Origin of the sequence: Oceanobacillus senegalensis (assembly GCF_900176885.1) — a bacterium.
In the GTDB taxonomy this organism is placed as follows: domain Bacteria; phylum Bacillota; class Bacilli; order Bacillales; family Amphibacillaceae; genus Oceanobacillus; species Oceanobacillus senegalensis.
Genome location: NZ_LT839648.1, coordinates 2,555,623 through 2,581,119 on the forward strand (window position 1 = coordinate 2,555,623; position 25,497 = coordinate 2,581,119).

The following is a 25,497-nucleotide window of genomic DNA, read 5'->3' on the forward strand; positions in this document are numbered from 1 at the left end:
ACTTGTAACGAATCCCATTCTCCATTAGAAAAACCACCCCAACAATTATTAGTTTTGATTTAGATAGTTTAAAATACTATACAATGTTCGGATAGTAGGCACTGAAACATTTATCCTCTGGCTTTTTCTTATAACATATCCACACATTGATTCTACCTCCATTGGTTTTCCATTCAGTCTATCCTGTAGCATGGAAGTTTTATGCGATTTAGCTCTTTCCGCGTTTGAAAAGGTAGTTTCTAAAGTTCTGTTTTTATCTAAGGTGATTCCCATTTTTGAGGCAACATTCATTGCTTCACTACACACTGATTCAGCAGTTTTTCGTAAATGTTTATCATCTAATATCTCCCCTATGGTAGCAGTAGTGATAGCTGATAAAGGATTAAAAGTTATATTCCAAAGAAATTTCCTCCACTTTTTTTCTAAAATATTTCCAGTGTGTTTAGTATCAATGCCTGTCTTTTGTAAAGTTTCAACAATCGTTGAACATGTATTTCTTTCCAAATGATCTATTTCTCCAATAACTAATTTTACTCTTCCTTGTTGCTTGACAATTCCAGGTTCTTCAATTTTAATTTGCACATATGTTGCGCAAGAAAAGATACGACTCGAATCAAAAACTTCAGTTAATACTTCCTCGTTATCCACCCCATTTTGCATGGTTAATATTTTAGCATTATCATTTAAAATAGGGAGTAACTGCTCGGCCACCTGTTTTGTATCATTTGATTTAACACAGAATAAAATCAATTCTGATTCTGAAAGGTCATTCGGATTATCTGTAAATGTACCCTTAATTGTAAATGTACCTTCCTCCCGTTTTACTAATAAACCATTCTCCTGCATTGCAGCTAAATGTTTTCCCCTTGCTAGAAATGTCACGTGATGACCAAATTTTTGTAGTAAAGCACCAAAATAACTTCCAACTGCACCTGCACCTACAATTCCAATTTTCATTTTATACCCCCTCTACTCAATTACTACTTATATTAATGTTGTACTTCTTTAGTTTCCTTACTATAGTTGGTTGACTTGTATCTAACGCTTCTGCAATTTCGTAAGTATTATTATATTTTTCAGCTGCTAAAGAAATAACATTTTTTTCAGCGATTTCCACTGCATCTTTAAGAGAAACAATCTTATTTAATGGAGCATTATTTGTATGTAGATATTCTAATGGAAGGTTATCTGTTCGAATGAAATCATCACGTGTAGTAACTACTAGTCTTTCAATTAGATTTGAAAGTTCTCTTATATTTCCTGGCCAATCATAGGTTAGGAAGAATTCTTTCATCTCATAATCTATTTCCTTACTTAAGTTATATTTATCATTTACTTGATTTAAGAATAATTGTACCAATGAAAGTATATCAGATCTCCTTTCCCTTAGTGGGGGAATTTTAATTGGTATAACATTCAATCGATAATATAAGTCTTCTCGGAATTCTCCGTCTCCTACCATTTTTTGTAAATCCTGATTAGTAGCTGTTATAATTCGGACATCTATTTTTTTAGGCTTGGTTCCACCGATTTTTTGAATCTCCCCTTCTTGCAATACACGTAACAATTTTACTTGTAAAGCTATAGGTAATTCTCCAATCTCATCCAGAAAAAGAATACCTTTATCAGCCAGTTCAAATAATCCTGGTTTTCCCTTACTATTAGCTCCTGTAAAAGCACCTTTTTCATACCCAAATAGTTCTGATTCAAGTAACTCAGGAGGTATGGCACCACAGTTCACTTTTATGAACTCACCGCCTTTCGACCTCTTACTATTTGTAAATATATAATTAGCTAACACATCTTTTCCAACACCAGTTTCACCGAGTATAAGCACGGTCGCATCAATATTTGCTATTCTTTGGGCTGTATCGTATATCATTTTCATCTGATCACTTTTGGTAATGATACCTTTTGATTGATCTGGATTATTTTTTAGTCGGTTTAACTCCTTCTTATATTTATCATTTAATTTATTCACTTTTGCTAATTCCGTTTGTAGCTCGTTTAAATCCGATAAATCTCGTATATTCGTTACAACTTTGTCAATTTCACCCTCTTCATTAAAGACGGGACTACCTGTTAAAATTGTTTCATTACCTGCGTAATTCTTTTGTACGACAGAAACAGTACGTTTATATTCCAAAACTTTATTCGTTACAGAATTTTTAAGTATTCCTCTTTTAATAAGATCGTTAACATTCTTTCCAATATAATAATCCTTTGGTATACTCGTAATTCTTTCAATCGCAGAATTAGTCTTTAAAGTTGTTCCCTTATTATCGGTAATATAAATTCCATCATAAGAATTTTCGATAATTGCATCTAGTTCTCGGTTTAGACTTTTTAGGTTTTTATTTTCTTTTGCTAGATTAGATAATTCATTTGTTTCTATCCCAAGTAATAAAATTTCCTTTGAGTTATTACATATACTTTTAATAAACACAAAAGCACGATCATTATATTCAGCATGGATAAATTTGGAGTCAGAGTATAGCTCCCAATCAGAAAATATATCGCTTATGTTAGTTCCTATATTTACATCATCAAAAATAGATTTCATAAGACTATTATGGGAGACAATGATATTATCGACATTAATGATAATATACGGTAATCTGATCTCTTCTTTTATCTTCATATTAATTTCATACCCACCTCCAGAAGTTTTTCTATTTCCATCATTCGGGTTTTACCAAAAAATCATAACCAATACAATTTCAAAATCCCCTTAATCAGTCATCACGATTGAAATCTTTTTACACTGGATATTTTTTCTCTGAACTTTTTTCGCTGGGGGTTTTAAAAAAACTAATCATTCCATGTCTTGCAGCGCTAGAAACTATTAAATTTCTATCACCAGCCCTGGTCGAATATCCTACAATATTAATAAACTTTCCACAATCCTTCATTAGGGACAAACACAAAGGCTAGATTTAATACACCATAAAAACATACATATACTTCTCGTTTTCATCCTTCTTATCTTTATTAATTTAACCTTTTGGGATAGTTATTATATTACTTCCATATTCATTGTTAAAAGTAAATAGTATCCTTCACCGAATATATCCTTTGCGAAATCTCTTATTACACACTACTTTGAAAAATTTCCAGAAACTATCCTATGTAGAGATGTGGTTTTGCTCTCCCAGCCTTGTATGCATTTTGTGAACATGAATCGGCTCTTGAGGAAATTAAAAAACAGTACTCTTTTCTCACTCAGAGAAACTGTATTATCGTTCTAGCTACAATCGGATAGCATTTTTTCAAATACTTCACTGTTTTTTTGGGGTCCTTTTTCATCGATTCAATTGCATCTGCACTAACACCCTGTCCAAGTGGAATTTGATAAAGAACAACACCCATGCCCGTACCCAAATTATTACAGCTTTTGCCAGTCAAAGTAGTTCAGGTACATTACCACTGACACTAAATACTGCCAAAGATTTAGGATTATCTAAGAGTTTATATGGATTTAGTTTACCTTTAGGAGCTACAATTAATATGGATGGAGCAGCAATACGGTTTGCCATGGATGCCCTTATTGGAATGGGGTGCACAGCCCTAAATGTTACAGGTGACTTAGTTGGAACGTCGATTATTGATAAAACAGAAAAACGTGCAGGTAAAAGCATGGAAGGATAGGAGGGTGTGGGGCACTTTTCCTCCTATCCATTTATACTCATTTTCTTTTTCCTATTGCTCATAATATGAAATTGCTTTTTATTCTAAAATCCCTTAATCCATCATTATGAATATCTCCCATGTTATCCTCTTAAAAAAACTATCATATAGAAGTCATTCCCCACAAGAGCTTCCAGTTTCACCTCATTTAGTAGTTTGAGCAAATTTTTTATTTTTCTCTAAAACTTTTTGTATAGAACTAGAGTAATCTTCCTTTAACTCTTCGACGATTTCTGCAATGGTCTGGATTTTCGTAATGGAACCAACTCCCTGTCCTGCCCCCCAGACATCTTTCCAAGCCTTTGCTTCTTGATCCCTCGTTTTTGAGAAATCAATCTTTTCCTTCCTTTTCAGATTATTCGGATCTAATCCAGCATTTACGATACTCGGAAGCAGATAATTTGCATTAATACCACTAAATGCATCGGTGTATATAATATCTTCAATGGAGGAGTCAACAATCATACTTTTGTATGCATCTTTCGCTCCGCTCTCCACCGTTGGGATAAAACGGGTACCAATATAAGCAAAATCTGCCCCAAGTATTTCCGTTGCAAGAATATCTTCTCCTTTTAACATACCACCAGACAATGCAATCGGACCATCAAAAAACTCCCTAACCTCATGAACAAAGGAAATGGGGTTATATGTACCACCATGACCACCAGCGCCACTTGCAACAAGAACTAACCCATCAGCTCCCTTTTCAATCGATTTCTTAGCAAATTTAATGTTAATAACATCGGAAAAAACAACTCCACCATATTTATGAACTATTTCTACCACTGGGCTTGGATCTCCTAATGAAGTAATAACAATTGGTGGTTTATATTTTTCGATTAATTTAAGGTCTTCTACATAGCGCTTATTAGATTGGTGTACAATAAAATTAATTCCCCATGGTCCCATTTTTTTGTCAGGATTTTCTTCTTTCAATCTATCTAGTTCCGTAGTGATTTCTCTTAACCAATCTTCTAATATCTCACCTGTTCTTGCATTTAATGCAGGAAATGTTCCAATGATTCCAGAAGCACAAGCATTTATTACCAGCTTCGGATTCCCGATTAAAAACATCGGTGCCAAAATGACAGGTAGCTCCACTGAATTTTTAATTTGTTCTATAGCTTCATTCCTCATTTGTGTTCTCTCCTTTTCATTCAAATGACATAATCCTAAATTAAACTAATAGTTCAGTAATCGTAACGATTGTCATTTCATTGTTTCACACCCATCATTAGCAGACTATACCTTTCCTCTATTCGTTCTATCATTGTAATCATTAGACGGCCACGACTTACCTAGTGGATGTCCAGGGGCAATTACTTCACTATTAAGTTTAACTTTTTAGAACCTGTGCCAGTTCTTTCAGTTGGATTATCAATACCAATCTCAAAATCCTTCACATTCCAGCACAGAATCCCTATGCATTCCCATAATCTAAAGCTTTTTATTTCCCTTTAAATATAGGAGATCTCTTTTCTAAAAATGATTGGATGCCTTCTTTTGTATCCTCTGTTTGGAACATTAATGATTGAATAATATTTTCTTGCATTATACTAGACTCATGTGAGAATTCACTCGCATGATTTACTAGATATTTTACAAATTTATTTGCAATTGGTGGACCGTTAACTATAAACTGTGCGAATTCTGTAGCCTCATCTACTACATTATTTTCCGCTAAACGACTAATAACCCCTTTTGCATAAACTTCTTCAGCTGGAATTGGTTTAGCTAAAGAAATCCACTCTTTTGCAAGAGAAAGTGGTACTCTTTCAGAAAGGAGTTTAATTAATCCTAAATCAGGAACTAACCCAATATTTCCAAAACTTGAAATAAATTTTGTATTTCTGTCTGACACAATAAAATCTGATGCCAAAGCAAGACTAAATCCAGCTCCTGCAGCATGTCCATGAACGGCACTTATCACATATTTATCTAGCCCAATAATTGTCTTTGTAATTTCAGATGTTTCTTTCATTTTTAACATTATTTTAGAAGGATTGGCCCCTGGGCTCATAGCTCCAATGTCGCCACCAGCACAAAAGGATTTCCCTTCACCAGATATAATAATAACTTTTATTTTATCATCCTTTTCTGCATCCTTTAATGCTTCAATTAACGCACCTTTAAGTTCGTTGGAAAGTGCATTTCTTTTTTCCGGACGATTCATTTTCAAATATGCTATCTTGTTTTCTTTACGTACTTGTAGTATTTCAGACATTTTTCCACCCCTGTTCATTTTTCTTCGTTTGTTCACAGGATTCTTTCATTTCATTGACTACTTTAGGGACAGATTTGACTTCATTATTAGTTCAACGCCTCACCTAGACCCCATACGTCTTCCGGACTTAACCCTCTTATTCTCAAGTTCTTAGATAATTATCGTTATCGATAGACATTAACACTTAACTAATGGAATATATAACATTTTTACACGTTATCTAAAATTATAACTCACCCAACTTTTGCAGCATCTAATAAACTTAAACTCCAAAGTGTTAATTTCATTGATGGCCCCGTGTATTTTAAAACAATAATTTTGTCATACTTTGGTGATCCCCCTAACAATCTCGTCCGTATGCTTTCCAAGACCCGGAGCTGGTTCTAAGTCTTTTAAATCCGGATGATCTTTATATCTTGTAGAAACAAATCGCAATCCCCATTTTTCCTCTATCAATTTTCTCTCTTTATAATACGGATGGTTAACCACTTCACCTGACTCTAATACTGGCGCCATGCAACAATCTACTTCTTGAGAGAATTTCAGCCATTCTTCAAATGTTCGACTTAGGAATAATTCTTTTACTTCTTGGAAAATTTCATTATCTTGAGTAGGGCTAGACGTCTGTGCCGATATCCAGTCCTCCCTATTCACCGCGCGACAAAAGTTCTCCCAGAATTTTGCTTCTAAAGCACCCAAACTTATAAACCTTCCATCCTTCGTTTCATATAAGTAATAACAAATTAACGTCTTATTTAATGCAGGTGATCCATGTTGTTCACCTGTTGCTGACTCTAGCATTATATGATTTGTCATAATTGTTACCATAATATCTGCAAGGGCCAAATCAATATATGTTCCTTTCCCTGTTCTTTCTCTTTGAACTAGGGCAGCTGAAATTGATTCACTTGCCGAAATTCCTCCAATTAAATCTGCAAATGTAATACTCGGATGAATAGGCACACCTTGTTTATCCTTCATTTGTGAAAGCACACCACTCATTGCCATGTAGTTTATATCATGGCTTCCTAAATGTTTCATATCCCCGGTTTGTCCATAACCTGATAGTGAGCAATAAATAATATCTGGCTTTGTTTTGATAACATCTTTATAACTAATTCCCAATCGTTTCATAACACCAGGTCGAAAAGATTCAATCACAACATCTGATCCATGGATTAAGTCCCTGGCAATTTCCTGTTCTTTTTCATCTTTTAAATTTAAAGAAATGCTTTTCTTACCCCTATTTTGGGCACGAAAAGTATATTTGGGACCACCGTCTTTTTCTGTTGGATAACGCCCTAGTTCGCCACTTGGTGATTCCACTTTAATTACCTCTGCCCCCATATCAGCAAGACGCAGTGTCGCGTAAGGTCCAGGTAAATATTGTGTAAAGTCAATAACACGAATTCCTTCTAACATCCATTACCCACCTTTGTATTAGAATAAAAAGGAGACCTTAAATCAGTTTCCTTTTCTCATTAAAGTAATTTTATTAAAACCTATCAATCAACCAACCATTTATCCAACCATTCTTGGGCATCTGGATTATTTTCTAAATATTCTTTCTGATCTTCTTTTAAAAGTTCAACAATACGTTTTGTATCCTCATTTCTTGCTGCGAACTCATCCCAAACGACTTGTGAACTATCAATAAATTTCTGGAATTCTTCTCTTGTTAACTGGTGAATTTCCACACCATGTTCTTGAGCGAGTTCAAGAGCTGCTTCATCCATTTTCACGGAATTTTCAAAAGCTAATTCTTCCATTTCCTTTGAAACTTCTTCAATGGTTTGTTGAATATCCTCAGGAAGACTATTCCATTTATCCAGATTAATGTATGTTGCGACTAAAACTGGATCCAAAACTCCAGGAACGGTAATATGATCTGCCACCTCATGTAGGTTATGGGTATCAAGTGCATAGAACGGATACATTGCTCCATCGATTGTACCTCTCATCAATGCTTCATATTGTTCACCACCAGAGATATTTGCTGGAGCTGCTCCCATTTCTTCATACCATTTAGCCCAAATCCCTGAACCAAGTCGAAAAGTTTTACCACTCATATCCTCTATCGATTTAACTGGTTCTTTACTAATAATCCCTTCATTACCACTTGGCCAATACATCAATACTTTTACACCTTGTTCTTCCAAGTTTCCTTCATAAATTTCTCCAATTTCCGTTTCATTTAAAACATGTGACATATGATTTGGACCGTAGAATGCAAATGGAAGCCATGGGAAATCATTGGTAGCAATCGTTTCTCCCCAGTATGAACCTGCACCAGCCATATCAATAGTTCCACTCTTTAAAGCATCTAATGTTTGGTCAGCCGAAGCCAGCTGCCCACTAAAATAGACATCCACTTCAACACGTCCATCTGTTCTTTCATTTACTAGTTCCGCAAACTTCTCGGTCGCAGCATATTTTGGTTCATTTTCATCTGTTACCGGGGGAAATGTTACGTTCATTGTTAATCTATATGTCTCTTCACCAGAACCGCCGCCTGACCCAGAGCTTTGTTCTCCTGAACTAGAACAAGCTGACAATACAATTACAGACAGAATGATGATAGGTAATAGGAACCTTCCTTTTATTTTCATAGTAAAACACTCCTTTTTGTCTAAAGTTTATACGCCTTTAGTTAAAACTCGCCCTGCATCAATAACAAATGTTAAACCTGTAACGAAATTTGCATAATCACTAACAAGGTAGGATGCTAGATTAGCAATTTCCCTTGTATTTCCAAAGCGTCCCATCAGAATATCTTTCAACATACGCTCTTATTTGTTTTCATCTGGGAATAGCGAATCTACTGCGCCTGTTTCCAAAATAGGACCTGGAGGGAGAACATTTACTTTTGTACCACCACCGGTTACAATAGCAACTTTATCTTATAGACTACCTTCTGGAAGTATTGAAGTTATATATTTTTTGTTCTTTCTATTACCTTATAAGTTGTTCGGGCAGCCATAATACCAGTTCAGGGAAAATCATACAGATGACTACAATGACAACATATAGACCAACAAATGGCCATACAGAAGCATAAATTTTACCAATATTAACATCTTTTGCAATTCCTCTCATAACAAATAAGTTAAATCCAAATGGGGGTGTCATGTATGCCATACACATTAGGATAACGAAAATAACACCGAACCAAACAGGATCAAATCCCAATTGTAAGATAACCGGTAAAAATAATGGCCCCGTCATCAAAATAATTCCTGCAGGGTCTATAAACATACCTAGAAAGAAAAAAACAAGCAACATACCAATTAATGTAATCCAGCGATTCACTTCAAAACTTGTGACTAAATTAGCAAACCATTCTCCTACTCCAGTAACCGTTACGATACGAGAGTATGCAACAGCACCAAATAAAATCCAAAAGACCATCGCATTGATTCGTACTGTCATACTAAATATCTTTTTTAAGCTTTCTAAATTCAGCTTCCTTTTTACAGCGGCACTAATCAAAGAACCAACCACACCAATCCCAGCTGCTTCTGTTGGAGTTGCAGCTCCAGTATAGATAGATCCGAGCACCAAGATAATTACAAAAATTGGAAGGAGAACACCTTTTAATGAAGAAATTTTCTCAGCCCATGTAAATCGTTCCTCTTTTGATAATGCGGGACCTAAATCAGGTTGAATCCAACATTTAATAAGTGCATAACCCATGAATATAATTGCTGCAACAATTCCTGGTAAAATCCCTCCCATAAACAAAGCACCTGCAGAGGCACCGGCTTCTGAAGCATAAATTATCATTATAATACTAGGTGGTATTAAGATTCCTAATGCACCACCAGCAATAATCGCACCCATTGTTAATTTATCGTCATATCCGCGTTGGAGCATCGACGGTCTTGCAGTAAGACCTAATGTTGCTGTTGCAACTGACGCAATTCCTACCATTGCAGCAAATATAGAAGAAATAATGGTTGTACCAGCAACAAGTCCACCTCTTATTCCACCTAACCAACGAAAGACTACCTCATACATGTCTTCAGCAATTTCACTGTATTGTAATATAGCAGCCATTAGTATAAATAATGGAACAGCTGATAATGTAAATTCAATCGCCTTTGCAAACGTACCAAGTGAAAATGCATCAATACTTGGCAGCCCCCCCCAGAATATAAAACCAAATACCAGTGATATACTTCCTAAACCAAAAGCAATTGGTATCCCTATTCCTAATAAAAACAACAACGAACCAAATAACAATAGTGCAATGACTCCTACTTCCATTTATTCTTGCACCTCCCTAAGCAATTTCTTTCCTCTCAATCAATTCCTCCCCTTTGATAATCCTATAAATATCTTTTATTAAATTAGCAATTGCCTGAAGACCTAACAGGATACCACCAATCGGCATCATGACCCATTTGATCCATAAATAGATACTTAAACCTGTACTTGCGATTGCACCAGTTTGATAATTATTTATAACCTGTTCCATCCCTTTCCAAATGAAAACGATAACAATTAAGAATACAAAAATAGAGCTAAAAATATTGATTACGCTTTGAATTTTAAGGGGAAATTTTTCATAAAATATATCAACTCTAACGTGAGCACCATATAAAAGTGCATATCCTCCTCCTAAAAAAGCTGCAATACCTGTGAACCATCCTGTTAAGTCAAAAGACCAAACAGGAGGATTGTTGAAGAAATACCGCATAACCACTGAGTAGGTAAGCAATATTCCCATTATGAGAACAATTGCCCCTACCACCCACATCATAGACTCATTTATTTTATTTATAATTCGAATAGTAGTTTTCATGGATATCCCCCTTAGCCTATCTAAACAATCTCAGCTTTACTCTTCGTTTCTCAATTCCTCATTCACCAATTTCCTTCGTAGTATTTTTCCTACTGTTGATTTTGGTAGTTCTTTTCGAAACTCAATAATTTTCGGAACCTTATATTTCGCTAATCTCTCGGTACACCAATTTTTAACATCTTCTTCCGTCATTGGTTCCTTCTCTACAATCGCTACTTTTACGGTTTCACCACGATATGCATCTGGTACCCCAAAAACACACGCTTCTTGTACAGATGGGTGTTGGTATATGACATTTTCGATTTCTGCTGGATAAATATTAAAACCACCAGCAATAATCATGTCTTTCTTCCGCCCAACTATATAGTAGTAGCCCTCTTCATCTCTTACTGCAATATCCCCTGTATAGAGCCAACCATCTCGCTTGGCATTCGCAGTCTCCTCCGGCCGATTCCAATACCCTTTCATTACTTGTGGGCCTTTAACAACTAATTCTCCAGATTCACCTGTAGGCATTTCCTTTTCACCTGTCCCTACATCAACAATTTTCACTTCTGTATTTGGAATGGGTATCCCAATACTTCCAGTTTTTTTCTTTCCTTCTGTCGGATTACGATGTGTTGATGTAGATGCTTCTGAAAGCCCATATCCTTCAATAAAAACAGCATTTGTCACTTTCTTTACTTGTTTAATTACCTCGGTTGGCATTGGTGCTGATCCACAAACAAGAAGTTTAAAACATTTTAAATCATCTTTTTGAAATGTTTTATCATTTAAAAGAGCAATATACATTGTTGGAGATCCTAAAAATAATGTGGGTTTATGTTTCCTAATGGTTTCTAATGCAGTATTTGATTTGAAGCGTTCAACCGCAATATATGTACCACCGATTTTCAAAGTTAAAAACATATTTGTCATCCCCATTGCATGATACATTGGAGCAGTACCTAGTAATCGGTGATTCGGTTGATCATAAATTACTTTCACATGTTCGTATAATTGATGAATGTTGGATACAATATTCGAATGTGTCAACATCACACCTTTTGGTAGTCCTGTTGTTCCACCTGTGTATTGCAAAATAGCAACATCATTGTTTATATCAATATTCTTATCAGGGAGATCTTTTATTTCCTTTTTGATAAGGCTTTCAATTGTGTTCCCTGATGTAGCATCTACATAAATGGTTTGTAGTTGATTAAGAATGCTGATTTTTTCTAATTTACTTTTTTCCCGCTCATAACCCACAAACCATGTCGCATTAGAATCTTTCAAAATATGTTCAAGCTCTTGTGGTTGATACATCGGGTTCACTTGAACAATCGTTCCTCCTAGTCGATGTACCGCAAAAAACGTAATTATATATTCCAGACTATTCGGAACCATTAAAGCAAGCCGGTCTCCTTTTTTAAATCCTTCATGGAAAAGTGCTCCCGCCAAATGCTCATAGGATTCCTTCAATTCACAATACGTAACTTGTTTTTCTCCATCGATAACTGCAGTATGCGAATCGTATTGACGTACACTAGCTTCTAAAATATCAACAATCGATAGTTCAGGTAAATCAACTAGACGTAGTTTATCTTTCACTTCTATCGGATTTGAGGATTCACTCATAACATTACTCCTTTCTATATGTTTCTATGAAACCCTAAGAAAGTTCTTTCCCCACGACGGATACAAAAGATACGCACTGCCATGGTGTTCCACCTAAATTATGTGTCAATCCGATCTTAGGATTATCCAATTGCCTTCTACCGGCCTTCCCTTGAAACTGTAAATACATTTCATATAACATTCTAAGTCCACTAGCACCTATAGGGTGACCAAATGATTTCAAACCACCATCTGGGTTTACTGGGAGCCTGCCACTTAAATCAAAATCTCCATTTAGGACATCCTTCCAGCCCTGCCCACGTTCACTAAATCCTAGATCTTCATAAATAACTAGTTCAGTTGGGGTAAAACAGTCATGAACTTCAGCCATATCAATTTCTTCACGTGGATTATTAATTCCTGCTTCTTTATATGCTGCAGTAGATGCTGCAATATTTTCTTGAATTGATGTAAAATCAAAATCTTGTGTAATTCTTCCATCCCCAGGTCCTGCTGCTATGGAAAGTGCTTTTACATACATAGGATCTTCACGATATTTATGTGCATCTTCTGTACGAACGATAATTGCTGCTGCTGCACCATCTGCTACACCAGAACAATCCATTATTCCTAGTGGAGAAGCTACCATTGGTGAATTCTCGATTTGTTCAATTGGTACCTCTTTCCTATATTGTGCTTTAGTATTTAGTGCACCATTTTTATGATTTTTCCATGCAATTCGCGAAAGTACTTTTTTTCCTTCCTTTGGATCTAGACCATATTTCTTAAAATATGCTGGTGCTAAAAAGGAAAAGCTTGCTGGGGCTGTGATATTAGGTGCAGTACCATCTGATGCCGGTGAAGGGCGAGTTAACCCACTATATCCTGAATCTTTTAATTTCTCGACACCAACAGCAAGTACCACGTCGAACACACCGGATGCAACTGCATAACAAGCATTTCGGAATGCTTCTGAACCCGTTGCGCACAAATTCTCCACCCTTGTTACTGGAATATAATTTGTTTTTAATGGCCCAGCTAGCGTAAAACCAGCAAAACCAGAATTCATTGTTCCAAGCCATGCAGCGTCAACATCAGTTGGTTCAATTCCTGCATCCTCAAATGCATCGTATGCTGCTTCAACTAACAAATCATCCGTACTTTTATCCCAGTGTTCAGCAAAACGGGTACACCCCATCCCAACAACAGCTACTTGGTCACGAATTCCTTTACTCATCAACACCCACTCCTTTCACTCGTTTCGGTCTTGCTTTCCAGAAATAATTATGAATTCCGCTTTGTCCATGCTTATATAATCTACGGAATGTTAACTCTACTTCCATTCCGATCTCTATTTCCTCTGGCTCACAATCTGTTACTTCACACATGATTCTACCACCACTTGCAAAATCAATAACGGCAATTAATGCAGGCGGTGCGGGTGTTGGTGCTAAATAATCCAGTGTATATGTTGTGATTGTCGCTGTTTTTCCAACAAACCGATAATCTTCCATTTGATCCTTAGCTTGACATTTGGCACAAACCCTCTGTTTTGGAAATTGTGGAATTCCACATGACTTACATTTTGATCCATAAAATCCAAGGTTTTGGTCATAATTCCGATGCATTGCTGGTGCAGATGGACGATCACGTCCTGGTCTTCTAGCTGGTTCAGTCTCCAAAATCCCTTTCCATTTCAGATAATTTGCATATGAAAGGTCATTATTTTTCACGTTTATATGGCCCTTTATCCCTTTGTTTGCGTTTTTTTTCGTTAGCGCATCTGTTGTCTGAAGTAAAATAATATCTGTCCCTTCAGCAAAGTTTGCAACTAATATATAATCACCAGGTTTTGCATTTTCCAATGCATCCACTAATAGCATTCCTGCATGCGCAGTTCCTGTTTGCCCTATATTATCAAATAACGGATCTTGAACTTGCTCTTTTCCTACCCCTAAGGCCTTCGCAATTTTCGAATATCCTTTTTTTCCTGGGGCAGAAATAGCAATTTTCGAGATATCAGATAAGCTGATTTCACTTTTTTCCAAAACTTGTGAAACAGCGCTTTTTACAGAAGTAGTAAAGACAGTGGAAAAAAATCTTTCTTCCCAACTTTTCTCAAATTCTTGCCCATTTGAACGCCACTGTCCAAGAATTTCATCTTGAATGGTTATAGAATCTACTAATCTAGCAATAACATCATCACCACTTCCCGTTATGAACGATACCGCTCCATCCCCAAATAGTTGTTCATTTGCCCCACTTGGTGCACCAACTTGACAATCGGCTGTAACAACAAGTGTTTGTTTTTCTTGATCCAAAGCTTGAAGTAATGAGGAAGTCCCAGCTCTTAAAGAATGAGCAGATTCGATACCTCGTACATTTTCACGAAGATCTAATGCCTTTGTAATTGTTGATATAGATGATTTTTCGTCATATGGCCCATTTGTTGTTGCAAAATAAACCGTATCAATCTTTTTTTCATCCAGTCCATTCAAACTATCGAAGCCTGCTTCAACACCCATAGATACGACATCTTCATCAAAACCTGCTACTGCCTTTTCTCCTTTAAGGGCCGATATACCGAAAAAGTCTTTAAGCTTTGAACGTTTTAGACGATTATATGGAATATAAGCGCCATATGAAAGAATACCCCGCAATCCTTTCCCCTCCTTATTTACCTATTGTTTTGTGGGAAGTACTGCTTCAAATGTACCTGCGACTTTTACTTCCCCTTCCAAATTTCGAGCTTGAACCTCACCGATCAATATGTTGTCTTCCTTTTTCATTTCAATTACTTTTCCAACAACTTCGATTACCTCACCAGGAAGAGTCATTTTTCGAAATCTGACATTATATTTTTTTATGTTTTTTCTAGGAATCCAACTTGTCACAGCTTTTGAGGCAATCCCCATAATGAGCATTCCATGAGCAATTACTCCTGTTCCTGCTTGCTCACCTACTTCCTCAACAGTGTGTAACGGATTAAAATCTCCTGAAGCACCTGCATATTTTACAAGTTGAACTCTCGTAATCTCAGAATCTCGAACTACTGGGAAACTATCTCCTTTTTGGAAATCCTCAAAATACATCTTAATCACTCCCTCCCCTTTAATTAATGACGTTCTATCGTAACACCTTTTGATTTTGCAACCAATTCACCGTTTAGATTAAAATACTTGTTCTCTGTTGTAATTAAATTCATTCCACCAGATGACCCTTGTTTAACGACAACATCAACAACTTTCGACTCTACAGAAAGGACATCTCCAACATAAATGTCACCGATAAATTCATATTCTTGTTCACCATGTAAAACTTTTACCGGGTTAATTTGAAGTTTTTTCACTTTTTCCTCAAAACTCGGTCCAGCCCAGAAGTCAACTGAGGTGAGAAAGGTTAAAGGAATTGGTATTCCTTTAAATCCTTCTTTTTTGGCCGATTCCAAATCATAATAAATTGGATTGTCCTCTCCAATTGCTTCTGCAAATTCTCTAACTTTACCCTTTTCTATTTCCATCGTATATGGTTCATATTGCACACCAATTAAATCTTTTACATTTGCCAATTTTGCTCACCTCATTTTAAATGTTCTATTTTTAGTCAAACTAATGGATCATACGGGAATACATCTGCACTTACTTCTAGTGGTGTAAAGCTGTTTTTCAACGCTCCCTTAACAGATGCTAAACTTTCAATATTCCATCCTTCTGAATTGTAGGTTGAACGAACAGGACGTGGTTGAGAGAAAACAACAATTTCTTTCCCTCTTACACCAAAGAATTGTCCAGTTACATCATCCGCCTCATTAGATGCAAGAAATGCTACGAGTGGTGCAATATGTGCTGGGGTCATTTGTTGTATCTTTTTCACTCGTTCTTTTTCTGCATCAGTTTCAGTTGGAATCGTACCTATTAGGCGACTCCAAGCAAATGGTGCAACTGCATTTGCAGTAACATTATATCGTTGCATATCTAGAGCAGTAATTTTTGTTAAACCAGCAATTCCAAGTTTTGCTGCAGCATAATTTGCTTGCCCGATATTTCCAATTAGACCAGAAGTTGATGTGAAGTTTACAAATCTACCACTCTTTTGTTCTTTAAATAATGGAGCAGCCAATCTTGTCATGTTAAATGTTCCTTTTAAGTGCACCGAAATAACAGAGTCAAATTCCTCTTCACTCATTTTGAAAACCATCCGGTCTCTTAGGATTCCTGCATTATTTACCACAATGTCAAGACGTCCAAAAGTTTCAATTGCGGTATTTACGATGTTTTGAGCACTTTCAAATTCTGCTACAGAATCATAGTTTCCTACTGCTTCACCACCAGTGTCTTTGATTTCTTTAACTACTTCATCTGCTACTTTTGTATCATTTCCTGCTCCATCAGAAGAGCCACCTAAATCGTTTACAACAACCTTTGCACCTTCTTTTGCCATAAGTAATGCGATTTCACGCCCAATACCACGACCTGATCCTGTTACAATTGCTACTTTTCCATCAAGATTTTTCATCACTCACTCTTCCTTTCAATTTATTTATAGTCCTAGATCTTTAGAGATAATTACTTTCATAATTTCATTAGAACCAGCGAAAATGGATGTAATTGGAATATCACGATATCTTTTGGCAATCTTGTATTCTTCCATATATCCATAGCCACCATGCAATTGCATGCATTCTGCTGCAACTTTCTTCGCCATATCAGTAACCCACCATTTAGCCATCGATACCTCTGTTACGATATCCTCTTCATTCATATGTTTCTTAATTAAATTATCTAAAAAGACACGGCCAATTTGGATTTCTGTTGCCATTTCCACAATCTTAAATTGCGTATTTTGAAACTTGCTTATTGGTCGACCAAAGGCTTCTCTTTCTTTCACATATTTTGTTGTTAATTGAAGCATATCTTCTGCAGCAACAAGTGCATTCACAGCACATAGTAAGCGTTCTTGTTGTAATTTAGTCATAAGATGATAGAACCCTTTTCCTTCTTCTCCGATAAGATTTGCTGCTGGAACTCTAACATCTTCAAAAATCAATTCTGCTGTATCCTGGCTATGCATTCCAATCTTATCTAGCCTTCTACCACGAGAGAAACCAGGAGTACCTCGCTCAACTAGAAATAAACTTATCCCTCTATGTGAAGGTTGTGCTGTCGGATCTGTTTTGCATGCAACAACAATTAAATCCGAATGTATTCCATTAGTAATAAATGTTTTTTGCCCATTTATAATAAAATCATTTCCATCTCGTACAGCAGTAGTTTGTATATTTGCTAAGTCAGATCCAGCTCCAGGTTCTGTCATGGCAACAGCTGTTACGATATCCCCATTTACACACCCTGGAAGATATTTTTGTTTCTGTTCTTCTGTACCAAAAGATGCGATATAGGGAACAATAATGTTACTGTGTGTACCAATCCCACTTATTCCAGCACCAACCCTTTGTAATTCTTCATGCAGAATAATCGCAAACGCAAAATCTAATCCTAAACCACCATATTCTTCATCTACCCATGGACAGATAAATCCTTGTTGTCCCATCTTATTCCAAAATTCACGAGGTACAATTTTATCTTTCTCCCACTGGTCATAGTACGGGACTGCTTCTTTTTCCAAGAATTTCCGAATGGAATCACGAAACATATAGTGCTCTTCTGTGAAAAAAGAACGCTTAGCCTTATGTGATTCTAATATTGCTCCCGTCATCTTACTGCCTCCCAATCATTTTTTAGCTATTAGCGATTTATAATCAGTGTTTTCTTCAATGTAATCGTATAATTGTTGGCCAACACTATCTTTTCTGCCTAATTCGATTTCCTCAACGACATGAGCGACTAATCCAACAGCACGTGATGCAACACCAAATGATTTAACAACTCGATAATCAAAATCCATGTCAGATAAAATCGCACCAATTGCTCCGATTGCATTTAAAGTAATTGTTTTACCTTTGGACTTACAAAATTGTTTGTGGATTTCGAGTAATAACTCTGAATTTTTGCCAAGAAACCCTAATTCACTAGCAATTTCGAATAACTTTGTAGTTCTTGGATCTTCAGGCTTATGCATTGGATGACCAAAGCCAGGAAGTTGGAGACCATTTTCTTTTCTTTCTTTAATAACAATTTCTGCTAACTGCTCCACACCTTTTTGATCCCCATGTTTTTCATAAGCTTTTTGAAGCATTTCTGCTACATACTCCATTGCTCCAAGATATACCGTCCCGGCACCTAACAACCCTGCTGCAATTGATGCTTGTACTGCTTCAGGTGCTCCAAGGTACGTTAATCTTGTTGATACAGAACTTGGTGTGAAACCATGCTCACAAATGGCTACTAAAATTGCATTAAGCATCTTGGATTCCTTTTCCGTTGGCTTTTTGTGCTTCGCCCCAAGAAATGCCATGTCGGCAAGTGTAATATTTCCGATTAAATCTTCTGTTAAATCATAACCGTGTACATCAATCCTATCTGGTGTTGATTTACCAATTCTTGTTTTAAATTCCATATTTTATCCCCCTATTTTGCTTAAACTTTTATAATTTTTCTTTAATTGAGCCGCAATGATATTCTTTTGGATCTCAGAAGTACCCTCATAGATTCGTGTAATTCTTGCATCTCTATAGAAACGTTCAATTGGATATTCACTCATATATCCAATACCACCATGAATTTGTAATGCCTTATCTGCAACACGGCTATAAACTTCTGATCCCAGTAATTTCACACCAGCAGCCTCTTTAATAACCTTCATTCCTTGATCTACCATCCATGCAACACGATATGTCATACTACGAAGTGTTTCTGTATCCAAATCCATCTCGGCAAGGTAATGCTGAATGATCTGCTGTTCAAAAATTGGTTTTCCAAATTGCTCCCTTTCCATAGCATAATCCAAAGAAAGTTCCATTAATTTAACACATGAACCAAGGTTACGTGCTGCCAATCCAGCTCTACCATTTGCCAAAATTTTTAAAGCGTTTACGTAACCTTCCCCTTCTACACCCAACACATTTTCTACAGGAACTTCGCAATCTTCAAAGAATAGTTCAACAGATTGCGAACCATGTAATCCCATCTTTTTCTCGATATTACCAACAAAAAAGCCTGGAGAATCTCTGTCTACAATAAATGATGTAATTCCTTTTGCACCTTTATTAGGATCTGTTACCGCCATTACTGTAAATACATCAGCAATATTACCGTTTGTAATGTAATGTTTGGAACCATTAATGATATACTTATCACCCTTACGAACAGCAGTTGTCTTTATGTTACTGGCATTTGATCCTGCTGAGGGTTCTGTTAAGGCAAATGCTCCAATATATTCACCAGTTGCTAATTTAGGAAGATACTTTTGTTTTTGTTCTTCATTTCCCATCTCTACTATTCCTACAGATCCAATTCCTGTATGTGCGCCAATAAGTGTTGTATATCCGTTTAAGGTTTTTCCAATTTCCTCATAAATTGCTGCTTTTCCTACCATCCCAATTCCAAGACCACCATATTCGGCGGGGATACTTAACCCAAACAACCCCATTTCCTTACTCATTTGCATAATCTCTTCTGGAATATAATCGTTTTCTTCCATTTCTTGAGCTCTAGGATCAACCGTGTTATAAATAAAGTCCTTAACAGTAGACTTTAACGCCTGAATATCTTCATCTAAATGAAAATTCAAAATAATCACCTCTATATTTATTTTTAATAATTAAAATTTAATAAATTCTGAATTTTGTAGTTATAATGCAATTTCATTGATTTATTATGATTTGTTTTGAATGGGCTAAGTTGGGTTAGTATTACAGTAGTTGTTGAATACAAGTAGTCTTAGGTTAGTTGTGTAGATCTGGAATGAGGTAAATCTAGAGTGCTAGTATTTTATGTATAATGAATCACCCCCTAAAGGATTTCTAAAATTAAAACGATATACATAGGTCCTTATCTGGTTGTACTTGGGAATCGGGGAAAAGAACATATTGATTTTATCTCATCTATACAACCCTAAACATAAAATTTTGGAGGCATTTTCAACAGCTGGTACAGCATATTTGTTTTTAGTTTTTATCTTGTTCATAGAATTTCTTCCCCTCTTAAGGTTTATTTTATATACAATAAAAATTTTTGTCAATAAAATTTTCTGAATTTATTAAAATAAAATACTTATTAGAAATAACTATATAGTTGAAAAACTTTGTACTTTTGCAATTATCTTATTAATCCACCTAGTAAGTAACCTTGTTTTTAGTAGATCTTTTATAATGGTAAATATCTTGTATTTAATATCATGCACAGAATAGCTACTTTCTTGATAACCGTATATAATACCTCTTCACACTTTTGTATCGACATAAAGGTAAAGGTTATAAGCATATACCATCTAAATGTCAAAATCCCCACTGACTATAGATCGTGGGGATTTTTCAACCATATTTTGTAAATTTCCATAAATTATTCTTCTAAATAAATACTCCTCATAAATTTTTTACATTCCCTTAAAATCCGGCTTCCGTTTATCCAAAAATGAATGAACACCTTCACTCTTATCTTCTGTACTCATAAGAACTGCTTGTGCGAGATTTTCTATCATCAACCCAGTTTTCAAATCTGACTCCGTTCCATAATTCATTGCGATTTTCGCTAACTTAACTGCCAATGGACCCTTCGCTACAATTTTTTTTGTATATTCTTTAACTACATTGGTTAACTTATCAGGGGCAGTAACTTCAGATACTAACCCGATGTGTTCTGCCTCCTTTCCACTTATTATTTTACCTGTTAAAATCATGTCCAAAGCCTTCCCTTTTCCAACTAATCTTGCTAACCTTTGCGTACCACCAGCACCAGGTATTATTGATAAATTTAATTCTGGTAATCCAAATTTTGCATTTGTTGATGCAATTCGTATATCGCATGCCATTGCCAATTCACATCCACCACCAAGTGCATAACCATTAACCATAGCAATTGTTGGTTTACTAAAATTCTCTACTACATCATATACAGCTTGCATCCCATCATTTTTCAAAGTATCGATAGCTGTCTTTTCGATTAACTGGTTAATATCCGCACCCGAAGCAAAAGCTTTGTCACCTGTACCAGTAAATACTACACATCCGACTTCGTTATTGTTAGATAACACTTCAAGAGCATCCACAATCTCAATAAGTGTTTGTTTATCTAATGCATTTCTAACTTCAGGTCTATTAATAGCTAGGTATGCCGTATTCTGTTCTATATTCACGATAATATTTTCATAGGACATTTTTTAACAACCTTTCTATTGCTGCTTCTGGAAGGTGTTCCCAATCAATAATTGATTCTAGCCATTCCAATCTGGATTTCTCAAAAGCTGAAGTTTTCATTTCAGGGAATACTAAGTATTCATGAATATATTGTAATGATAAAAATAATTTACGGTACCCTTGCTTATTAGAAAGTTGATACTCGGATTCCTCCAATAATAAACTTACTACTAACAAATGGTACATCTGATTCAACATCTTTTTAGCATAAATGCTGTAATCAACATCTTCATTTTCATAAATTAATTGATATACATTACCTTCAACTTTATTTTTTATAGCCATAAAAATATTTGCTACCTTATTGACATGAGAATTTTGTAGATTTAAAATACGCCTTTCGATATCATCAAAAAATACTTCACCTGCTTTATTTTTCTTTATAGCTCGAATTACATCTAATGCCACTATGTTGGTCGTACCTTCCCAGATTGAACCAACTTGCGCATCCCGAACTAGCTTTGAATCAACCCAATCTTCTATATAACCATTTCCCCCTCGTATTTCCATCGCTTCAGTAGTAGTATACCGTGCACGCTTACAAATATATCCCTTTAGAATCGGTGTCAATATACGTAATAATACTTTTGATCTTTCACTACCATTTTCAGAGTCATCAAACACTTTGGCTGTATAGAATATCGCGGAAGCAGCCGCTTCAGTATCTAACAATATTTCAAATACACTTTCTTTCATTAAAGGTAATTCAATAAGTGGCTTTCCAAATGCAACCCTTCCTCTAGTGGTTTGAAGAACTTCAAGATAACTACGCCTCATCAAGGCAGCAGAACGTACAGAATTAGATAGGCGTGATGAATTAACCATGGACATCATTTGCTTAAAACCATTTTCGATATCTCCTACTGCATATCCAATTGCACCTTCAAATGTTACTTCCCCTGTAGCCATATCCCTTGTGCCAAATTTATCTTTTAAACGATTAATTTTGAATCTATTATGCTCTCCGTTTTCAAGTCTTTTAGGCACTAAAAACATAGCTAATCCACGAGTTCCAGATTGTGCATTTTCTGGCCTTGCGAGAACTAATGCAACATCTGCGGAAACATTAGAACAAAACCATTTGTCACCCCAAATTTGCCAATGATCCCCGACTTGCTTTGCTTCAACATTATTAAGACCAACATCAGATCCACCTTGTTTTTCAGTCATAAACTGTGCAGCTGTCCAATAGTTATCCGTATCAGTACTTAGTAAGTTTGGTAAATATTTTTCCTTTAGATCATCATTACCAAATTTCTCAATAATGCTTGCTGCAGCATCTGTCATACTCATAGGACAACATAATCCAAATTCTGACTGAGCAAATAAATACCAAAAGGAATATTTTTCTACTCTAGAAAATGGATTGGGCCATCCCATTACTCCTGCTCTATGTGACATTGCAACTAAACCAAATTTGCTGTATCCGATTTCTTCCATGCGCTTATATGAAGAATGATATTTAACTTCATTTGTAATTTGACCCCGTTTATTAAAGGAAACTAGCTCAGGAGGGTTGCGATCAGCCTCCCGAGAAAGTTCATCCAGTTCTTCCCCTGCTACTTCTCCTAATTCAGCAAGAAGAGGCATTACTTTAGCAAATTCTTCTTCACGCAAATACATATTTAATAAGAAAGAGAGATTCGAATCAGTATGAAAATAATTTAGTCCTGTTGCTTCAGGCATATTGCCAATTTTAGCTTTATTCTTATGAACAGTTAATTTATTTCCCATAACATCCTCCCCTCATTGCCCGTATTTATCAAATTCCCCAGTATTACATATATCGTCCGCCAGTTACTTCAATAACGTTACCTGTAATATAATCAGAGTAATCCGAACTCAAAAATACAACTGCTTTAGCAATATCACTAGGTGAGCCAATTTTTAGCATAGGTATCTCTTCTATTTTTTTCTGACGTATTTTTTCAGGTACTGCACGTGTCATATCCGTATCGATGAATCCTGGTTGAATAGCATTTACATTTACTTGAAATTTTGCTAATTCTTTTGCCGCTGCTTTTGTCATTCCTACAATCCCTGCTTTAGCTCCAGAATAATTTACTTGTCCTATGTTACCTACTTTTCCAGCAATTGAAGATATATTAACAATTTTTCCAGTTTCGTTTTGTCTCATATGCTTAGCAGCTGCCTGCATACATAAGAAGGTCCCCTTCATATGTACATTTATTACTTGATCAAATTGTTCTTCAGACATTTTGTGTAACATGGAGTCTCTAGTAATCCCTGCATTATTAACTAAAATATCAATCCTACCGAATGTGTCAATTGCACTGTCAATAAAACTTTGAGCATTATCTTTATCAGATACATCCACTTTATAACCAAAACCTTCCGTACCAATTTCAGTTACTTCATTTGCCACCATATTAGCAGCCTCTATGTTTAGGTCTCCAACCACAACATTGGCTCCATGATTTGCTAATAATAATGAAACTTCTCTCCCTATCCCTTGGCCTGCACCTGTTACTACTGCAACCTTACCTTTTAAATCCATAATCATTCACTCCATATCCTTATATTTGTAGATGATTACCTTGGTAATCTGTGTTTTCTTCAATGTAATCAAATAGTTTTTGTCCAATACTATCTTTTCGCCCATACTCAATCTCTTCTGCTATATGGGCAACTAACCCAACAGCTCTGGAAGCGACAGCGAAAGATTTTACCAGCTGAAAGTCAATGTCCATATCTGACATAATTGCACCGATTGCTCCTACCGCATTTAGTGTAATCGTTTTACCTTTCGAATCACAGAATTGATTATGAATCTCCACTAATAATTGTGAATTCTTACCATAAAAACCTAACTCTTTAGCAATTTTAAATAATCTTGTAGTACGTGGATCTTCAGGTTTATGAACGGGATGACCAAATCCCGGCAGCATAAGCCCTGCTTCTTTTCTCTCATTAATAACTACAGTTGCTAATTCACTTATGTCTTTTTTGTCTGGATATTTGTCATTTGCTTTTTGAAGCATTTCCGCTACATACTCCATAGCCCCGAGATAAACTGTACCAGCACCGAGTAATCCAGCTGCAACCGATGCCTGAACAGCTTCAGGTGCTCCTAAATGCGTTAATCGTGTTGAGATTGAACTTGGAGTAAATCCGTGTTCGCATATTGCGACCAATATAGCATTTAACATTTTAGATTCATTTTCAGTAGGTTTTCGATGCTTTGCCCCTAAAAATGCCATATCGGCTAGAGTAATGTTACCTATTAAATCCTCAGTTAAGTTGTATCCATGTACATAAATATTATCTGTTGTTGATTTTCCAATTTGCGTTTTAAATTCCATCAAAAGACCTCCTCGTATATTTACTCATAGCACCTAAGAGCACTATTTTTCCTACTATTCGGACATTTATTTTGATATTTGGACACTATCTAATGTAAGTACAGTCATACGATTTACTCCAATTTAAACAAATAAAATGTACCCTGCGCTGTACCTAGTATTTCATTATTTTCGTTTAACACTTTTGCCTCAACGAACTGAATTCTATTTCCAGAGTTTAATAGATTTGCAGTTGCATATATAGTCCCTTCAGAAACTGGCTTTATAAAGTTCGTCGTTAACGTTATAGTGGCTAGTCGAACTTTCTTCGAGGAGCGAATAGTTGCGCCAATAACTGAATCAAGAAGTGATGTTATTGCCCCTCCGTGTATTACATTATTTGAGTTCATCAACTGATTTTTTACTGGCATATGAATAATAACCTTACCTGATTCAAGCTTTTTAAACGATATACCCATATGCTTCCAATAAGGAGAATTTTCGAATTCATTTCTTAGCCATTGCAAATAATCTTGTGAGATGACTTGGTCCATAAACTTGCCCCCTTTTT

Annotated in this window: 24 protein-coding genes; 1 reads left to right on the forward strand and 23 read right to left on the reverse strand. The window is 35.9% G+C overall.

Annotated elements, in window-relative coordinates:
* Positions 1–48: 48 nt before the first annotated feature.
* Together CAO17_RS12355 and CAO17_RS12360 are read right to left on the reverse strand one after the other, a co-directional pair.
* Positions 49–957 (reverse strand): ketopantoate reductase family protein, encoded by a 909-nt coding sequence (locus CAO17_RS12355; protein ID WP_085993048.1) that lies wholly within the window; start codon positions 955–957, stop codon positions 49–51.
* Between the two features lie 16 nt (positions 958–973).
* Positions 974–2,641, reverse strand: coding sequence for a sigma-54 interaction domain-containing protein (locus CAO17_RS12360; RefSeq protein WP_085993049.1), 1,668 nt, complete (start codon positions 2,639–2,641; stop codon positions 974–976).
* A gap of 617 nt (positions 2,642–3,258) precedes the next feature.
* Here CAO17_RS12360 and CAO17_RS12365 point away from each other — a divergent pair.
* Positions 3,259–3,648: a cation:dicarboxylate symporter family transporter gene (locus tag CAO17_RS12365; RefSeq protein WP_425435915.1), complete on the forward strand. Its 390-nt coding sequence runs from the start codon at positions 3,259–3,261 to the stop codon at positions 3,646–3,648.
* Between the two features lie 183 nt (positions 3,649–3,831).
* Here the strand turns inward: CAO17_RS12365 and CAO17_RS12370 are convergent, their stop codons facing one another.
* The 21 genes from CAO17_RS12370 to CAO17_RS12470 all read right to left on the reverse strand — a co-directional run bounded on the left by CAO17_RS12370 (position 3,832) and on the right by CAO17_RS12470 (position 25,480).
* Positions 3,832–4,824 (reverse strand): NAD(P)H-dependent flavin oxidoreductase, encoded by a 993-nt coding sequence (locus CAO17_RS12370; protein ID WP_085993051.1) that lies wholly within the window; start codon positions 4,822–4,824, stop codon positions 3,832–3,834.
* Positions 4,825–5,134: 310 nt separating this feature from the next.
* Positions 5,135–5,911 carry an enoyl-CoA hydratase/isomerase family protein gene (locus CAO17_RS12375; RefSeq protein WP_085993052.1) on the reverse strand — a complete coding sequence of 259 codons (777 nt, stop codon included), beginning with the start codon at positions 5,909–5,911 and terminating at the stop codon, positions 5,135–5,137.
* Between the two features lie 321 nt (positions 5,912–6,232).
* Complete coding sequence (locus tag CAO17_RS12380) at positions 6,233–7,333, reverse strand: CaiB/BaiF CoA transferase family protein (RefSeq protein ID WP_085993053.1); 1,101 nt, start codon at positions 7,331–7,333, stop codon at positions 6,233–6,235.
* A gap of 83 nt (positions 7,334–7,416) precedes the next feature.
* The gene (locus tag CAO17_RS12385; protein WP_085993054.1) at positions 7,417–8,520 is read right to left on the reverse strand and encodes a TRAP transporter substrate-binding protein; all 1,104 of its coding nucleotides are present in this window, start codon (positions 8,518–8,520) and stop codon (positions 7,417–7,419) included.
* Positions 8,521–8,547: 27 nt separating this feature from the next.
* Entirely contained in the window at positions 8,548–8,694 is a 147-nt protein-coding gene (locus CAO17_RS12390; protein ID WP_085993055.1) for an SDR family oxidoreductase, read from the reverse strand.
* A 169-nt stretch (positions 8,695–8,863) separates the two neighbouring features.
* Positions 8,864–10,177, reverse strand: coding sequence for a TRAP transporter large permease (locus CAO17_RS12395; RefSeq protein ID WP_085993056.1), 1,314 nt, complete (start codon positions 10,175–10,177; stop codon positions 8,864–8,866).
* Positions 10,178–10,193: 16 nt separating this feature from the next.
* Entirely contained in the window at positions 10,194–10,715 is a 522-nt protein-coding gene (locus CAO17_RS12400) for a TRAP transporter small permease subunit (protein WP_085993057.1), read from the reverse strand.
* 36 nt (positions 10,716–10,751) lie between these two features.
* Positions 10,752–12,332, reverse strand: coding sequence for a long-chain-fatty-acid--CoA ligase (locus CAO17_RS12405; protein ID WP_085993058.1), 1,581 nt, complete (start codon positions 12,330–12,332; stop codon positions 10,752–10,754).
* Between the two features lie 34 nt (positions 12,333–12,366).
* Entirely contained in the window at positions 12,367–13,548 is a 1,182-nt protein-coding gene (locus tag CAO17_RS12410) for an acetyl-CoA acetyltransferase (RefSeq protein WP_085993059.1), read from the reverse strand.
* On the reverse strand, positions 13,541–14,971 hold the full coding sequence (locus tag CAO17_RS12415) for an OB-fold domain-containing protein (protein WP_085993060.1): 1,431 nt from the start codon (positions 14,969–14,971) through the stop codon (positions 13,541–13,543). The genes CAO17_RS12410 and CAO17_RS12415 overlap by 8 nt, the downstream gene beginning before the upstream one ends.
* A gap of 21 nt (positions 14,972–14,992) precedes the next feature.
* The gene (locus tag CAO17_RS12420) at positions 14,993–15,403 is read right to left on the reverse strand and encodes a MaoC family dehydratase (protein ID WP_085993061.1); all 411 of its coding nucleotides are present in this window, start codon (positions 15,401–15,403) and stop codon (positions 14,993–14,995) included.
* Positions 15,404–15,426: 23 nt separating this feature from the next.
* The gene (locus CAO17_RS12425; protein WP_085993062.1) at positions 15,427–15,879 is read right to left on the reverse strand and encodes an FAS1-like dehydratase domain-containing protein; all 453 of its coding nucleotides are present in this window, start codon (positions 15,877–15,879) and stop codon (positions 15,427–15,429) included.
* Positions 15,880–15,914: 35 nt separating this feature from the next.
* Complete coding sequence (locus CAO17_RS12430; protein WP_085993063.1) at positions 15,915–16,826, reverse strand: SDR family NAD(P)-dependent oxidoreductase; 912 nt, start codon at positions 16,824–16,826, stop codon at positions 15,915–15,917.
* A 24-nt stretch (positions 16,827–16,850) separates the two neighbouring features.
* Positions 16,851–18,026: an acyl-CoA dehydrogenase family protein gene (locus tag CAO17_RS12435; protein WP_085993064.1), complete on the reverse strand. Its 1,176-nt coding sequence runs from the start codon at positions 18,024–18,026 to the stop codon at positions 16,851–16,853.
* A 15-nt stretch (positions 18,027–18,041) separates the two neighbouring features.
* Complete coding sequence (locus tag CAO17_RS12440; RefSeq protein ID WP_085993065.1) at positions 18,042–18,827, reverse strand: citryl-CoA lyase; 786 nt, start codon at positions 18,825–18,827, stop codon at positions 18,042–18,044.
* Positions 18,828–18,830: 3 nt separating this feature from the next.
* Entirely contained in the window at positions 18,831–20,000 is a 1,170-nt protein-coding gene (locus CAO17_RS12445; protein WP_085993066.1) for an acyl-CoA dehydrogenase family protein, read from the reverse strand.
* Between the two features lie 804 nt (positions 20,001–20,804).
* A complete protein-coding gene (locus CAO17_RS12450; protein ID WP_085993067.1) occupies positions 20,805–21,584 on the reverse strand; it encodes an enoyl-CoA hydratase/isomerase family protein in 780 nt (259 codons plus the stop codon).
* Entirely contained in the window at positions 21,574–23,358 is a 1,785-nt protein-coding gene (locus CAO17_RS12455; RefSeq protein ID WP_085993068.1) for an acyl-CoA dehydrogenase family protein, read from the reverse strand. The genes CAO17_RS12450 and CAO17_RS12455 overlap by 11 nt, the downstream gene beginning before the upstream one ends.
* A 43-nt stretch (positions 23,359–23,401) precedes the next feature.
* The gene (gene fabG, locus CAO17_RS12460) at positions 23,402–24,142 is read right to left on the reverse strand and encodes a 3-oxoacyl-ACP reductase FabG (protein ID WP_085993069.1); all 741 of its coding nucleotides are present in this window, start codon (positions 24,140–24,142) and stop codon (positions 23,402–23,404) included.
* A gap of 19 nt (positions 24,143–24,161) precedes the next feature.
* Positions 24,162–24,947 (reverse strand): citryl-CoA lyase, encoded by a 786-nt coding sequence (locus CAO17_RS12465; protein ID WP_085993070.1) that lies wholly within the window; start codon positions 24,945–24,947, stop codon positions 24,162–24,164.
* Positions 24,948–25,060: 113 nt separating this feature from the next.
* Positions 25,061–25,480: a PaaI family thioesterase gene (locus CAO17_RS12470; protein ID WP_085993071.1), complete on the reverse strand. Its 420-nt coding sequence runs from the start codon at positions 25,478–25,480 to the stop codon at positions 25,061–25,063.
* Positions 25,481–25,497: the final 17 nt, after the last annotated feature.

Excerpts from the sequence above, each read along its gene's own strand:
- CAO17_RS12465 (WP_085993070.1), bottom strand. The coding sequence starts at position 24,947 with ATGGAATTTAAAACGCAAATTGGAAAATCAACAACAGATAATATTTAT.
- fabG (WP_085993069.1), bottom strand. The coding sequence starts at position 24,142 with ATGGATTTAAAAGGTAAGGTTGCAGTAGTAACAGGTGCAGGCCAAGGG.
- CAO17_RS12385 (WP_085993054.1), bottom strand. The coding sequence starts at position 8,520 with ATGAAAATAAAAGGAAGGTTCCTATTACCTATCATCATTCTGTCTGTA.
- CAO17_RS12405 (WP_085993058.1), bottom strand. The coding sequence starts at position 12,332 with ATGAGTGAATCCTCAAATCCGATAGAAGTGAAAGATAAACTACGTCTA.
- CAO17_RS12420 (WP_085993061.1), bottom strand. The coding sequence starts at position 15,403 with ATGTATTTTGAGGATTTCCAAAAAGGAGATAGTTTCCCAGTAGTTCGA.
- CAO17_RS12380 (WP_085993053.1), bottom strand. The coding sequence starts at position 7,333 with ATGTTAGAAGGAATTCGTGTTATTGACTTTACACAATATTTACCTGGA.
- CAO17_RS12430 (WP_085993063.1), bottom strand. The coding sequence starts at position 16,826 with ATGAAAAATCTTGATGGAAAAGTAGCAATTGTAACAGGATCAGGTCGT.
- CAO17_RS12355 (WP_085993048.1), bottom strand. The coding sequence starts at position 957 with ATGAAAATTGGAATTGTAGGTGCAGGTGCAGTTGGAAGTTATTTTGGT.
- CAO17_RS12440 (WP_085993065.1), bottom strand. The coding sequence starts at position 18,827 with ATGGAATTTAAAACAAGAATTGGTAAATCAACACCAGATAGGATTGAT.
- CAO17_RS12370 (WP_085993051.1), bottom strand. The coding sequence starts at position 4,824 with ATGAGGAATGAAGCTATAGAACAAATTAAAAATTCAGTGGAGCTACCT.
- CAO17_RS12390 (WP_085993055.1), bottom strand. The coding sequence starts at position 8,694 with ATGTTGAAAGATATTCTGATGGGACGCTTTGGAAATACAAGGGAAATT.
- CAO17_RS12450 (WP_085993067.1), bottom strand. The coding sequence starts at position 21,584 with ATGTCCTATGAAAATATTATCGTGAATATAGAACAGAATACGGCATAC.
- CAO17_RS12400 (WP_085993057.1), bottom strand. The coding sequence starts at position 10,715 with ATGAAAACTACTATTCGAATTATAAATAAAATAAATGAGTCTATGATG.
- CAO17_RS12375 (WP_085993052.1), bottom strand. The coding sequence starts at position 5,911 with ATGTCTGAAATACTACAAGTACGTAAAGAAAACAAGATAGCATATTTG.
- CAO17_RS12395 (WP_085993056.1), bottom strand. The coding sequence starts at position 10,177 with ATGGAAGTAGGAGTCATTGCACTATTGTTATTTGGTTCGTTGTTGTTT.
- CAO17_RS12455 (WP_085993068.1), bottom strand. The coding sequence starts at position 23,358 with ATGGGAAATAAATTAACTGTTCATAAGAATAAAGCTAAAATTGGCAAT.
- CAO17_RS12435 (WP_085993064.1), bottom strand. The coding sequence starts at position 18,026 with ATGACGGGAGCAATATTAGAATCACATAAGGCTAAGCGTTCTTTTTTC.
- CAO17_RS12360 (WP_085993049.1), bottom strand. The coding sequence starts at position 2,641 with ATGAAGATAAAAGAAGAGATCAGATTACCGTATATTATCATTAATGTC.
- CAO17_RS12410 (WP_085993059.1), bottom strand. The coding sequence starts at position 13,548 with ATGAGTAAAGGAATTCGTGACCAAGTAGCTGTTGTTGGGATGGGGTGT.
- CAO17_RS12470 (WP_085993071.1), bottom strand. The coding sequence starts at position 25,480 with ATGGACCAAGTCATCTCACAAGATTATTTGCAATGGCTAAGAAATGAA.